We start from the raw sequence: 13,558 nt of genomic DNA on the forward strand, positions 1-13,558 counted from the left end.
CACTGACTTTGCCATAGGCGTATCCTCCTTTGCTGGCTCCTCAAGAGCCGGTTAGGTTAATAATTTGCGTTATCAACCTAAGAGGATATGCCTTTTTTATTTGTATGGCAATATCAAAAGTGCGAAAGATATTTTACTTTATGGAATACTCCAAGCGTAACTGAAATTCAACAGAATATAATTAAAAAAGTGTACATTAATTTCTGTTGGAAAGATAATCTTCCTATCCAGCACTTACTAGATGCAATCTCTTCTATTTTAGCCGAAGAGTACATTGTGGTAGCTAAACAGAACCCTGATGTGTTTCTTAGACACGGAGATATCAAATGAAAGCAGCAATATACGCAAGATACTCTTCTGAGAACCAAAGCGAAAAAAGCATAGATGATCAGGTAAGAGTGTGCAAGAACTACCGCAAAGAGCACGAAATCACTGTCAGCGATGAGCATATCTTTATTGATGAAGCACTATCCGGCTCCCTGCTTAACCGGCCCGGGCTTCAAGCCTTAGATAAAGCTGCTGAAAATAAGGAATTTGAAGCTGTGGTCGTTGACGACCTCTCTCGGCTTTCAAGAAGCAACCACCAAATGCTTACGCTGGTACTTAAATTCAATTATTACCAGGTCAAGTTAGTTTCTGTATCTGACGGCATAGTTACTGATGATGAAAACTCTAAATTAGGCATCCAGATGAGGGGGTTAATAAATGAATTGTACCTGGATGACCTAGGAAAGAAAACTATGCGCGGTTTAGAAGGTCAAAAACTGCGTGGGTTTAGTGCTGGAGAGAATGTATATGGCTATTGTAGTAAGCCGGTTGGTGAATTACGTCTCAATAAGAGAGGCCAAGCCAAATACGAAGGCAAAGTTCATAAGATAAATCTCGAAGAGGCTGAAGTTATCCGAAGAATATTCAACGAATTTATTAATGGAAATAGCATTCATAAAATAGCTACAAAGCTGAATGAAGATAAAATCCCGACAAAAAAGCATATGAATGGCGGTTGGAATATATCAACGGTAGCCCGAATACTTAAAAATGAGAAATATATCGGAAAATGGGACTGGCGAAAGTATAAAAACGTCCGTGATCCTATGACCGGCAAGAAAAAAGTTATCCCCCGTCCTGCCAAAGACCGAATTCCTATATACCGGGAAGACTTGGTAATAATCAACAAAGAAACTTGGGAAAGGACACAAAAACGATGGCAAGAACTCAAAGGAACCTGGCCTGTTAGCAAGAAGAAAAAGGCCTTCTATCAACAGAGAAGCTACGTACATACTAGCCCTAACCATTTATTTTCCGGACTTATGAAATGCAAAACTTGCGGTGGTGCGATTGTTCTTATCAGCGGTAAAGGCACTGGATATTATGGCTGTTACAACGCCAGGCGCAAAACCTGCACAAATACACTCGCTATCCCACGTAAAAGAATTGAAGAAATCATTATTAATGAACTTAAAGATAAGATATTAACAACTGATAATTTGGAATATGTATATAAGAATGTAGAAAAACTAGCTGCTGAAGGTTTCAATGAAGTGCCTGACTTAGTTAAGAAGAAAAAGGTTCAATATGAGAAAATACAGCAGGAAATACAGAATTATCTCAATTTTATTAAGGTTGGTAATCTTTCAAAGGCAGTATCTGAGGCTTTAACTGAAGCAGAAAAAAGAAATGAAGAATTAACGGCAGAAATAGGATCGTTAGAGTTCCAGAAAGATAATAGCTTTAAGGCGCCCCCTAAAGAATGGATCAATCATAGACTGGAAAACCTGCGCGAGACGTTAAATAAGAATACCGCCTCCTCTTCCATGGCACTTAAAGAGCTACTTGCGCCTATAAGCTTGGAGCCGGTATTAACTAGGGAATCTGATTTTTATCAGCTTTTTGAGGGGAATGAGAAGGAATTTAAGCCTTATTATGTCGCCCATACCAAAATTCGAACCTTAGCCCTCTTGGATGAGGAGCAAAAAGGTTCGAATTGGTATCAATGGCGGAGAGGCCGGGATTCGAACCCGGGGGCCCAGTTACCCAGGCCAATTGCTTAGCAGGCAATTGCTTTCAGCCGCTCAGCCACCTCTCCACGCTAAAACTTTATATCTATTCCAGCCTGAAGACGACACCTAAATCGTCTTCTCCCATAATCTTAAAACGCGCGTCTTTTCTCACCTGTTCAATCAACCCGTTAAAATAATTCTTCCCCGCATACCCGTAATTTGCCTTAAAGGTATTTTTCAGGATATCATAAGGGTCTTTTGTCCGGCCGAAAGAGACATCGCGATATAAATCATACAACCGGCGGTTATAATAAAACATATAGGTAGGGTCTAAGGTAACGAAATAATCATTGTCCGGGTCAACGCCGATAAAATATTGCGAGTCCGACCAATTAGCGTGAAAAATCAATTCACCCTTCGGTATGTTTTGTTTAAAGAATTTCCCGACACCCTCATAGTGAGAATCAAATACTTTATGTACAAGGGCGAACTGGCGCAGGCTCTTATATGTAAAAATAGCGGAGATCAACCCCAATACAGAAAAAATAATTATTGCCGGGGCAAACAGGAACTTTAAATTTAAAGGGGCCTCCCGGGCGGCGTTTTCCTGAAAATAATCCTGTGCATAAGAAGCCATGCTTAAAAGCATCAAAGGATAACCATGGGCGATATAACGCTGGGAGAGAAAAGAAAAAATAAAAAAGGCCGAAGAAATAACCAGAAATACCTGCGTCCTTAAAGTGGCCTTCGGACGTAAAAAAACCGCCGTAAGGAATATTGCGGTAATCGATAAGACTAAAAACGGGTAACTTAAAAGATAATCCCTCGTGCTTATAGGAAAAAACTCCGCCCCCAGCTCAATACCCCATTTCGCAGAATAAATGGGCACCATTACGGCGTTCAAGTAAAAGACTAAGATATTATTCGGAAAATGCGGGTGGACCAGGTAAGCGGTTATTATTGCCAGCCCCGTAACCCATAAAGACTTTAAGTTAAACCTTCTATTGTTAATGAACCTGGCTGACTCGGTGAGTATGGCATAGAGAAAGATATAAGGCCCGGAGACATGCATCAGGCAATAAAGGAAAGTTACGATAAAGACCAGCGGGTATTTTTCTTCTATGAGAAAATGTATCCCCAGTATGGTTAAGCCGACCACCAGGATCATCTGCCTCGGCCAGCAGAATAAATAGAAAAAACGGTCAGATATCAACAAGGCTAATAAAAATAAGGGGACTGACGGCCGCGGGGCATAGAGCCTCAACATAATAAAAAAAGTTATAAAAAACAGGACGCCGAAAAAAGCAGCCGAGACTTTCGCGCCCATAAAGATATCTTTTGAAAATAATTGCGTAAAAGGAATAAGCAGGACGTGGTAAAGCAGGTCCTTATCGGCAAAATTTTTGGCGAAAGTCGAATACCGCGCCCAGTGAAAATCGTACTTCAGGCCGTAGCTTTTAATAAACTCAGCCATGCGTATATGCAGGTAACCGTCAGGCCCATAGAGGGTGGGCGTCCAAAACTGGACTATGATTATTGCGGCAATCCCGAAAAGCAAGGCTACTATAGTGAGGATTTTAACGGAATAGTCCTTAAGAAACACATTCATTGTTATCTCTTCTTCTTAAAAAAATCTTTTAATAAACGGCTGCACTCTTTTTCCAATACGCCTTTTTTAACCTCAATCCTGTGGTTCAATTTCCTGTTGTTAGCTATATTTGTAATCGAACCGCAGGCCCCGGTTTTAGGGTCACTGGCGCCATAAACCAGTTTTTTTATCCTGGCTAAAACCAGAGCGCCGGCGCACATGCTGCAAGGCTCAATTGTAACATATAAGGTAGCCCCGCTCAACCACTTTGCCTTAAGATAATTGGCAGCGCTGGTCAAAGCGAGCATTTCGGCGTGGGCAGTGGGGTCTTTCAGGCGCTCCACCTGATTGTGGGCGCGGCTGATGATTCTGCCTTTATAAACGACCGCCGCTCCGACAGGGACCTCATCCTCAGAAAAAGCCGCCTCTGCTTCCTTTAAGGCCTCCTGCATAAATCCAGAATATTTTTTCAGCACAATTTAAAATGCGCCCAGTTGGGATCGAACCAACAACAACCAGTTCCGTAGACTGGTGCTCTATCCAGTTGAGCTATGGGCGCCATAAGTATACATTATTAATAATACCGAATAATGAATTCAGATTAAAAAGAGAAAATAATATTAAGACCGGTCCGCTTATTTTATTATACCTGGCCAGCTGGCTATTCAGCCAATCTATATTCCTATCTAAGGGGCTGAGGATACGGCTTGATAATACGTTAGAACCAAGCTTCTCTTCTATATCGCGGTATGTATCCAGAGAAAAAGTAAAAATTACACTTAAGATGCAGGTGGTCCCATAAATTAAAAAGACGCTACCGCTTGCTAATAAATCAAAGCTATTAAATTCCATATTTTATCTTTTCGGCATCCACACATGCACTCCGCTCGCTATTTTGCTTGTCGCAAAATTACGCTCGCTTGAGTGCCGTTTGACTTTTCCAGCAAGGAAAAGTCAAACGGAGAGGCAGGGATTCGAACCCTGGTACCCTTGCGGGTAATACGCTCTCCAAGCGTACGCTTTCAACCACTCAGCCACCTCTCCAAACAAATTACTTTACTTCTAAAGATACAAAATCTTGATTACTGGCGGAAGGAGCAGGATTCGAACCTGCGAGACATTGCTGCCTGGACGCTTTCGAGGCGTCTGGATTCAACCACTCTCCCATCCTTCCTTTTATAATTATCGATGCATCTATCTTGCGATAAAACCTTACTATCAATAAATCTTTGATATTTTTGCAGATGTTTAGCATTATGAGTACCTACTTCTTGGAAATACCTTGCGATTTCGTCTTTTCCATACACGTAAACACGCCTTCCCGTTACGCAGGGATGGTAGCCATTCTTATCAAAGATAGTATAGACGCTTTTAAGTAAAGGTTGCGAAGCATTAGTAAAACATAAAGCAAAATTATGATATCGCTTTTTATTGACATTGTGCGCATATGCATAGCAAGAGCCATCAGTATCCATTAGCCCCCGTAAACACGCAACTGCAAATTCATTTTTTCTCAAAACCCAAGCAGGAATATCAACGGCTTGTTTTACCTTATTCCCCGTTTTAAGCCCGTACTTTTTGAATAATACAATGAGATTCCTTCCCGAAGCAACTATACGCGCGGCAATTTCTTTTTTCCGTAACATAACTGAAGATTGAATATGAAACAACTTTTCAAGAAGGCTTTTTACGTAGTCCAAGTATTCCTTATCGGTCTGCGAATTAAGGGCTATGCTAAGCTGATAATTCGTTAGGCCTCCATCGCCAAGCATAATTCCAATGAATTCCGCTAGCTCAAACGAATACCCGGGATCATGTATTCCCTTTCTGACAACAATACCGGATTGCAGAGCCCATACGGGATTCATCCTTATTAACCGCTGAGTCGCTAATCCACCTTTACGCCTTCCCTCTGGGGTCCCAAGAGCACCGTATATTTGAAACCTTTTCAGCGCCCCAAGCCGGGAATATTTCTTCGCACTCCAATAATCTTCCAATATTTCAATACCTTGCGGAATAGGAATTTTAGTCAAAGAATGTAAATTTCTCAGAGAGGCGTGGTCCATTGTGTATCTTTCGCGCCGCCAATCCCTAAGAGTCCTCTCATTAATGTTAAGAAATCTCGATACCTCTGCCCAGTCATTCTTGAAATAAAAACCGACAGAATCAAAAAAAGAACGCTGTTCTCCTTCGGGAAATTTAACTCGTGCCATAATGTCATAAGTAATAACGGAGGAGAGAGGATTCGAACCCCTGAGGCACCTTACGGCACCTAACTGTTTTCAAGACAGTCCCAATCGACCAACTCTGGCACTCCTCCAGAAATTAGAAAAAGAAAAACTGTTTAAAGATAGCATAAAATATATTGCTACCGATCTGGCAGGAATTATTGAAGAAGTTTACGAAAGAAAATTCCTTGAATAAAATGTTCAGGCAAAAAGAAATCAGCACCAGGTCGATGATATAGATAAAAGAGAAGCCAAAGATATAGTTTGCTTTCAAGAAATCGCCCTGTTTGGAGCGTATGGACTTGGCGCCGAAAATAAGGTGTAAGGCGAGGCTGAAACTCAATAAAAAAATAAAATAACCGAATACCTCTTTTTCCTTAAACACCGGCAAAAGCAGTAAACACAGGATAAATACGATGATAGTGTAAACAGGCAACAGGTAAGGGGCAACCCTGACCAGAGGTTTAAAAAATTTAAAAATTATCTCTAAGAGCCTCTGGCCTTTTTTATAAATTATGGCCGGCTCATAAATAAAAAGATATATAATAACAAAACTGATTATGCCCGCCCAGAAATAACCTTTAAATGTCCTTTCGATAACATTGAATTCATTGAAAAACGCTAATGAAAAAGAATAAACAAAAGGCAGAAGGCAGGCCCCCATAACAAACTTGATAATACCAAAAAGCTTGGCGGGAAATCCGGCTATTTTAGGCGCTGGGGCCGGGCCTTGCGCAGCCTCGATATTAAGTTTGTCTAAAATTTCGTTATCTTTGGAGGATTCTTTCATTTCCTTCGATCCTTCGATTCACGCTCAGGATTGCCGGTGAGCGTAGTCAAACCATCAAGATATGGCCTTAAAACCTCAGGTATAGCTATGGAGCCATCCTTCTGCTGGTAATTTTCTAATATGGCAATTACTGTCCGCGCCAAGGCAACCCCTGAACCGTTTAAAGTATGCACAAATTCGGTCGTTGGTCGTTGGTCGTTGGTCGTTGGTTTACGTCTGAATTTTATATTTGCGCGCCGGGCCTGGAAACTTTCAAAATTGGAACAGCTGGAGACTTCAAGCCAGGAATCCATACCCGCAGCATAAGCCTCCAGGTCGTAACATTTGCTTGCGGAAAAACTTAAATCCTGGGTGGATAACATTGCTACCCGGTAAGGTAGGCCCAATAATTGCAGGGCCTCCTCCGCGTTACCAACTAATCTTTCCAGTTCTTCGTAAGAGGTTTCGGGCCGGACAAATTTTACCAGCTCCACTTTATCAAATTGGTGCACGCGCATCAGGCCTTTGGTATCCTTTCCGTAGGAACCCGCCTCCCTCCGAAAACAAGCGGTATAGGCAGTATAATAAACCGGCAGTTTATCTTCATCCAGTATTTCATCGCGGAAGATATTAGTGACCGGAACCTCCGCGGTAGGGATAAGGAATAAATCATCGTCTTTTAAACGATACATATCCTCCTCTAATTTAGGAAGCTGGCCTGTCCCGGTCATGGAGGCGCGATTAACCAGAAAAGGCGGGAAGACTTCCGTATAACCGTGTTTCTTTGTATGTAAATCAAGCATAAAATTAATCAGGGCACGCTCTAATCTGGCCCCCCAGCCTTTATAAAGTATAAAATTCGATCCGGAAATTTTTGCGGCCCTGGAAAAATCAATGATATCCAAATGTTGAGCTAATTCGATATGGGTGGCCGGCTTAAAATCAAACTCAGGAAGCGCCCCCCATGAACGCACGGTCTTTTTACAGGAAGGCTCACCGACAGGAACAGAGGTATGCGGGATATTAGGGATGGCTAATAATAACTCATCCAGCTGCGCATTCATCTCTTTCAACCCTGCCTCTAACCCGCCAATCCTCTCTGAGATCTTTTTCATGGAAGCAATCTTACTTTTAGCGTCCTTTTTGGCCTTTAATAAAGCGCTGATTTCATCATTGGCCCTATTCCTTTGCGCCCTCAGGTCTTCTACTTCGCTTAAGGCCTTACGCCGGAAATCATCAAGCTTAACCAAGCCATCAAGGTCTAATTTCAGATTGCGGCTCTTAATCGACTCCTTAACCAAACCTAAATTTTCGCGGATAAATTTTATATCCAGCATCGCATCTTTATTTTTATTGTGTCAGTTGTTTTTGTGCTATTAAGAACTCTTTACATTTAAATATAGCGGCTATTAAAAAAAACATATACACGCTGATGTAGAACAGCCCAAAAATAGCGGTATTCCATCTCATAATAATAGACAAAACCGCTAATAAAGTCGGGACAGTCAAGGCATAAACCCCTATGTTTAAAACCTGGGGATAATTTATTCCTGACCTGGTTAATTTCGCTAAAATAAAAGCTATGGGGCTAAAGAAAAAAAGCTGGATGATTTTAGCAAAGGCATAATACGAAAATAAAAAAATCAATATAACTGGAGATGCCACCCACGGTAAGATTTTCAGCCATCTAGCCAGGCTTTTGTAGGTAAGCTGGTGCATTTTCCCCTTGCTAAAGGCTACGTTGATAATCTCTCCCTTAGCTTCTTCTCCCGGCTGCAGCTTAAAATAAGACACCTTAGAGAGGTCATATTCCTTTATCTCCGTAACACCCTGCGATTCGGTATTCTTGAAGATTAATTTGTTTTTGGTTAATAGCATGGCGAACTCATACCCTTCAAGCGAAGCGATTTTCCCGGTTGTATCAATAATAAAATCAAACCTGTCTTTCTGCGCCCCCCATCTTTTAATAAATGGCTGCGGGACGGCACAAAAGACATCTCCGTTTTCTATCGTAATCGCAGGGATATCCGAAAGAACCTGGGACAGGTTACCCCGCGCCCACTCGGAGACACTAAACACCCTGATTCTTAAATCTATCGTATATTTTACGGATAATACCACGGCTACAAAGAGCACCAGTAATATTAAATAACGCAGGCTCCTGCCAAACGTTTGCCGCAAGATACTACAGTAAAAATTAGGATTTAAGCTTTTAGTTAACTCCTGCCAAAAACTTCCTTTATTCTCTATAGTACTCTCTGTCATGCTAAACCTCCGATATCAACCTTTGATTACCCCTAAGGGCCGCATCCTGCAGACGCGCTTGGAAATCCCGGCATTGTGCACTACATCCACTACTTCATTAACGTCTTTATATGCCTGCGGCGCTTCTTCTACGATTGTGCCGCGTCCGGAAGCTTTTACTATTATACCTTTAGATTCCAATTCTTTCAATAACATATCTGCGTTAATGGACCTTGTGGCAGCGGTGCGCGATTTTAACCTGCCGGCGCCATGGCAGGTAGAGCCGAATGTCTCCTCCGTTGCCTTCTGCGTCCCGATGAGTAGATAAGAATTCCTCCCCATATCTCCCGGAATAATTACCGGCTGGCCTATCTTCTTATACCTTTCGGGTAATGCCGGATGGCCCGGCCCAAAGGCGCGCGTGGCGCCTTTACGGTGCACGCAAAGATTTCTTTCTTTACCGTTAACCGTATATTTTTCTATCTTGGCAATATTATGGGCTACATCGTAAATCAAATGCATCCCCATCTTTTGCCAGGGCATGGCGAAAACCCTCTCGAAAACCTGGCGCGTCAGGTGCATCAGGCACTGCCGGTTTGCCCAGGCATAGTTAGCCGCGCATTTCATCGCGCCTATATAGCTCTTTCCTTCGCTGGAATTAACCGGAGCGCAGGCAAGCTGCCTATCCGGGACATTGATATTGTATTTTGTAAGGCAATGTATCATGCTTTTTACATACTCATCGCAAATCTGATAACCTAAGCCGCGTGAACCGGAATGAATCATGACCGTAACCTGACCCAGGGTAAGGCCAAGCGCATCGCAGGCATCGCGGTCATAAAGCTGGTCAATAGCCTGTACCTCCAGGAAATGGTTTCCCGAACCCAATGTCCCTGACTGGGCCTTGCCTCTTTCGTAGGCCCTGCCTGAAACACAGCCAGGGTCCGCGCCCTGAATCGCGCCGTATTCTTCAGTACACTCCAAATCCTCTTCTGTGCCATAGCCCTTCTCTACCGCCCACCTGGCACCCTTGATTAAAATTTCTTTTTCTTCCCGGGCGCTGACTCTGATATCACCTTTTGAACCCACGCCCGAAGGTATGTCCGAAAATAAGGCGTAGACTAAATCCCTGATTTTATCTTTCATCTCATCATATTGGAAATTAGTCTTCACCAAGCGCACGCCGCAGTTTGATACCACAAAATTATTGGCAACAAAATTATGATGGGGATGCTCAACGGTAAAGTCATAAACATAATCATCAAAGTTAACTTCTTCGATAGACTCGATATTATCCCAAAGCATATTAGAAGTATTTAAGCCTGCGGTAATATCTTCAATAAATTCATTATAAGACGGGAAATTATTGGGTATTCTGGGTTCAATAAAATTATCCTGTCTCTGGACTACGGATTGAATGTAACGCTTGCCTATAAAATTTTCACCGATCTCTTGAAAAACTTCGCTGTGGGTAAAACCATTGGCTTTTAGCATCAATATCGTATCAATTTGAGTCGATCGTTTATTGAGAACTTGCTGTTTTAAAGATAGATATTGAATAGCTCGTTTAGATAATTCTGATTTCTCTTGATTATACTCAAAACCTATCTTACCCCAAAGATTAATCAAACTTTCTGGCTTACAAGAAAACACTAATTCCAAATGCCAAGATGTTTCTCCATTCTTGGTTTGGTATTTTCTTCTTATTACTAAATCTGTCGTATCAACTCCGAAATCTTTAGTCAAACTTGAAATATCTTTCAAAAAATTGATCCCGTTCTTTAAATATTTTTCCCGTTTACTCATATAAAAAACAGGAGCATAAAAATTCCCTTTTTTAAATAACTTCGGCCTGGGGATTGAAAGCTCAGCGCCAAAAAGGCTAGCGATAAAAAGCCGTTTTTGCCAAAGCGAAGCTTTTTTAATCCATATCGGGATTCTATATGGCTGAGATACTTTCTGACCTACTGGAACACCTAAAGCATTTAATAATACCATTAAACTAGAGGCATTTACATAAAAAGAATAATTAACATAACGTCGAATTTCCCCCTTATAAAGCAATTTTGATTTATTTTTATGTATCGGAGAAGGATTATAGTTTATCGCGATTATATCCTCTCGTATTTTCTGCAAATCATCTTTTTTACCAGCAAAACCGACTATACCATCTTTCTTATTTCCGATAAAATTCATATAACCATCTCCAAAAACCATTCCCATAATTTTAAGCAAATAAGGCAATTTGGGATGATCATAGCTTAATAAAGCAAGCCCTCGTTCTCTCAATTTTTTGATTATAGTTTGCCCGCTTTGACCTTTAGGATCTCTACCGAGCCTTAATAACGCTTGTTCAATATCACTTAAAGTAACAATGGGTTTATTGCATGGAGGCTCAAAAAGAACTCCGATAAACGGATTCACGGCAAGACGCTTACCTATCTGTAGACGAATTAACTCCTTCATTCCGTCTGGAGTATAAAATGGGTGATCTGCTGTAGCAATAATTTCTTTCCCCGTAATAGTTTTTAATCGATAAACCTTATTTTTAGGCTTAAATTTAAAAAATAATTTAATGCCTGTTCTCTCTAAAATGTCTTTTCCGAAGTCACAACATTGAATTTTTTCTTCATGCCAACTATTATAGAATTCTTTAATTGGCAAAACATACCCAAATTCATGCAGAATCAAACTGTCCCCTGATATGCAATTTATGTCATAACCGATCCCACCAGGAGAAATTACTCCATCATTTTCAACATCAGTAGCAGCGACTCCTCCAATCGGAAAACCAAAACCCCAGTGTATATCAGGCATGGCCAGTGAAGCGTTTACAATGCCCGGCAGGAATGCCACGTTAGCTACCTGCTCCAACGCCTTGTCGTGCCGGATGTCTTTTAATAATTTTTCATCGGCATAAACTATGCCGGGTACGCGCATACCGGGTTTATAGGAACGGGGTATACGCCAACGGTAATCGTCAATCTTTTCCAATTTTCCTTCCCAGAGCTCTGCCATAGTTTTGAGTATTCCGATAGATAATTATTAGGGACAGTCCCCTTGGTTTCTAATAAGTCCGATATCTTCGGGGACAGTCCCTATACATCTAAGATTATTTCTGCCTGCCAGGTTGAACCGGACTTCTTTAACTGCAACTGGTGATATGTCGCTGCCTTGATCTCCGTATTCACTTTATAATTATTGATATCCTCAGCCACTGCCATAGCTTCTATACGATAATCAGTAAGATTATCTATCTTAAAGCCTGTAAATATCAGGCCTTTGGCTGCGGATAAAAATAATAATTCATTCAGCCAATTTATCAAAAGTTCTTCTCTGGTTTGGGCATCTTGAGATATTCTTAATTTTTTTTTGGGGAGAGCTCCTGAATTCCGTCTGGCAGCCATAATATCGAACACCGCCAGGGCAGCATTTTTAAATAAACTTTTTAAATTACTCCCCTTTACCCGGATGCTTATATCTGCGGTGTGCCCGATAAGTCTGTAGGTTTTCAAGAAGAAATGAGGTTTGGTGGGCCATGATGGAGTCGAACCATCGACCTTGACATTAAGAGTGTCCTGCTCTACCAATTGAGCTAATGGCCCTGATTTAGTTGTCTGACATTAGCGAATCCGCCTATGGCGGAGAGCTAATGGCCCGGACGTATTTTAATATTAGGCAATATTTTATCCTAAAATATGTTACTTGGCAATATGCAATTTATAATTAATGCGCCTGGCTGGACTTGAACCAGCAACGCCTAGCTCCGAAGGCTAGCGCTCTATCCAATTGTCCCGCTAAATAATTATATTCGATGGCGGGATCCCGCCTGCTATTCAAAAGCTTGGCGGGAAGCTACTGAATTAGATAAACGCGCTCGGGGAGAGTCGAACTCCCAACGCCTAGCTCCGAAGGCTAGCGCTCTATCCATTGAGCTACGAGCGCCGTCTATATTATCTCGCACTTATCACCCAGGATTCTCCTGATTTTCTCCAACTTGCCTTTTTCCAAGGACGATACATTCTCCTTAGCAGTTGTGCGAATAGGCGAATTTAACTGAATCTTATCAGGATTGATTTTCTCTATTGCGTCTTTTAGCTTTTTAATATGCCTTAGGTCATCGTTGACGCCCTTAACCAGCATCACCTCTAACCAGATCTTGCCTCTAAATTCCTTTCTTAAATCTATCAAGCCGCTGATTATATTTTCTGTTTCTATGGCCTCTTGCGGCCGGTTAATCTCCGTAAATACCCTCTCGTTTATGGCATTTAAGGAGGGGACTATCAGACTAGCGCCGAGTAATGCCTTGCGCACCGAAGCAATATTTAGCAATGAGGCATTAGTGATAACCGTAATGGGCACCAGGGTAATATTTTTTATACCTGCGATTAACTGGCCTATCGCGATATTCAGGGTGGGCTCGCCTGAACCAGAAAGGGTGATATAATCCAGGCGTTTGGCATCTAAAACATTATTTTCCAGCCACGACTTTAATTCATCGACGATCTCCTGGGGCGGTATATATTCTTTTATTTCCCTGGTCTTTTCTGACGTCTGGCCTAACTGGCAGTAAATACAGTTAAAGCTGCATATCTTATGGGGGGTAAGCGTGATTCCCAAAGACATGCCTAATCTGCGTGATTTTACCGGACCGTATATATATTTCATTCTAAATAAAATCCCCCCACCTTCTTATCTATGCTCATACGAAAGTAGGGGGAGTAATTAT

9 protein-coding genes and 8 tRNA genes are annotated in these 13,558 nt (G+C 41.6%); all 17 read right to left on the reverse strand.

Features of this window, described 5'->3' with window-relative positions; translation table 11 throughout:
* Positions 1-1,994: 1,994 nt before the first annotated feature.
* The 17 genes from PHV44_06610 to PHV44_06690 all read right to left on the reverse strand — a co-directional run bounded on the left by PHV44_06610 (position 1,995) and on the right by PHV44_06690 (position 13,497).
* Positions 1,995-2,086 (reverse strand) — tRNA-Ser (locus tag PHV44_06610).
* 17 nt (positions 2,087-2,103) lie between these two features.
* Entirely contained in the window at positions 2,104-3,609 is a 1,506-nt protein-coding gene (locus tag PHV44_06615) for a hypothetical protein (protein ID MDD5592941.1), read from the reverse strand.
* Between the two features lie 2 nt (positions 3,610-3,611).
* Complete coding sequence (gene tadA, locus PHV44_06620; protein MDD5592942.1) at positions 3,612-4,061, reverse strand: tRNA adenosine(34) deaminase TadA; 450 nt, start codon at positions 4,059-4,061, stop codon at positions 3,612-3,614.
* Between the two features lie 12 nt (positions 4,062-4,073).
* Positions 4,074-4,147, reverse strand: a tRNA-Arg gene (locus PHV44_06625).
* A complete protein-coding gene (locus PHV44_06630) occupies positions 4,138-4,440 on the reverse strand; it encodes a hypothetical protein (protein MDD5592943.1) in 303 nt (100 codons plus the stop codon). Before PHV44_06630 ends, PHV44_06625 begins: the two co-directional genes overlap by 10 nt.
* A gap of 107 nt (positions 4,441-4,547) precedes the next feature.
* Positions 4,548-4,632 (reverse strand) — tRNA-Ser (locus PHV44_06635).
* Positions 4,633-4,674: 42 nt separating this feature from the next.
* Positions 4,675-4,762, reverse strand: a tRNA-Ser gene (locus PHV44_06640).
* Between the two features lie 1,056 nt (positions 4,763-5,818).
* Positions 5,819-5,908 (reverse strand) — tRNA-Ser (locus PHV44_06645).
* A gap of 5 nt (positions 5,909-5,913) precedes the next feature.
* Positions 5,914-6,606: a hypothetical protein gene (locus PHV44_06650; GenBank protein MDD5592944.1), complete on the reverse strand. Its 693-nt coding sequence runs from the start codon at positions 6,604-6,606 to the stop codon at positions 5,914-5,916.
* Complete coding sequence (serS, locus tag PHV44_06655) at positions 6,603-7,922, reverse strand: serine--tRNA ligase (GenBank protein ID MDD5592945.1); 1,320 nt, start codon at positions 7,920-7,922, stop codon at positions 6,603-6,605. The genes PHV44_06650 and serS overlap by 4 nt, the downstream gene beginning before the upstream one ends.
* Positions 7,923-7,935: 13 nt before the next feature.
* Positions 7,936-8,850, reverse strand: coding sequence for a DUF1189 family protein (locus tag PHV44_06660; protein MDD5592946.1), 915 nt, complete (start codon positions 8,848-8,850; stop codon positions 7,936-7,938).
* A 15-nt stretch (positions 8,851-8,865) separates the two neighbouring features.
* Positions 8,866-11,847, reverse strand: coding sequence for an intein-containing RctB family protein (locus PHV44_06665; GenBank protein MDD5592947.1), 2,982 nt, complete (start codon positions 11,845-11,847; stop codon positions 8,866-8,868).
* A gap of 80 nt (positions 11,848-11,927) precedes the next feature.
* A complete protein-coding gene (locus tag PHV44_06670) occupies positions 11,928-12,344 on the reverse strand; it encodes an archease (GenBank protein ID MDD5592948.1) in 417 nt (138 codons plus the stop codon).
* Between the two features lie 14 nt (positions 12,345-12,358).
* Positions 12,359-12,434 (reverse strand) — tRNA-Lys (locus tag PHV44_06675).
* Between the two features lie 125 nt (positions 12,435-12,559).
* Positions 12,560-12,627, reverse strand: a tRNA-Arg gene (locus PHV44_06680).
* 74 nt (positions 12,628-12,701) lie between these two features.
* Positions 12,702-12,774: transfer RNA gene (locus PHV44_06685), tRNA-Arg, on the reverse strand.
* A 3-nt stretch (positions 12,775-12,777) separates the two neighbouring features.
* The gene (locus PHV44_06690) at positions 12,778-13,497 is read right to left on the reverse strand and encodes a radical SAM protein (GenBank protein MDD5592949.1); all 720 of its coding nucleotides are present in this window, start codon (positions 13,495-13,497) and stop codon (positions 12,778-12,780) included.
* Positions 13,498-13,558: the final 61 nt, after the last annotated feature.

It is taken from the genome of Candidatus Omnitrophota bacterium, assembly GCA_028717245.1.
GTDB lineage: Bacteria > Omnitrophota > Gorgyraeia > Gygaellales > Profunditerraquicolaceae > JAGUYA01.

Coding starts and splice junctions, on each gene's coding strand:
- PHV44_06615 (MDD5592941.1), bottom strand. CDS start 3,609: ATGAATGTGTTTCTTAAGGACTATTCCGTTAAAATCCTCACTATAGTA.
- PHV44_06630 (MDD5592943.1), bottom strand. CDS start 4,440: ATGGAATTTAATAGCTTTGATTTATTAGCAAGCGGTAGCGTCTTTTTA.
- PHV44_06650 (MDD5592944.1), bottom strand. CDS start 6,606: ATGAAAGAATCCTCCAAAGATAACGAAATTTTAGACAAACTTAATATC.
- serS (MDD5592945.1), bottom strand. CDS start 7,922: ATGCTGGATATAAAATTTATCCGCGAAAATTTAGGTTTGGTTAAGGAG.
- PHV44_06660 (MDD5592946.1), bottom strand. CDS start 8,850: ATGACAGAGAGTACTATAGAGAATAAAGGAAGTTTTTGGCAGGAGTTA.
- PHV44_06665 (MDD5592947.1), bottom strand. CDS start 11,847: ATGGCAGAGCTCTGGGAAGGAAAATTGGAAAAGATTGACGATTACCGT.
- PHV44_06690 (MDD5592949.1), bottom strand. CDS start 13,497: ATGAAATATATATACGGTCCGGTAAAATCACGCAGATTAGGCATGTCT.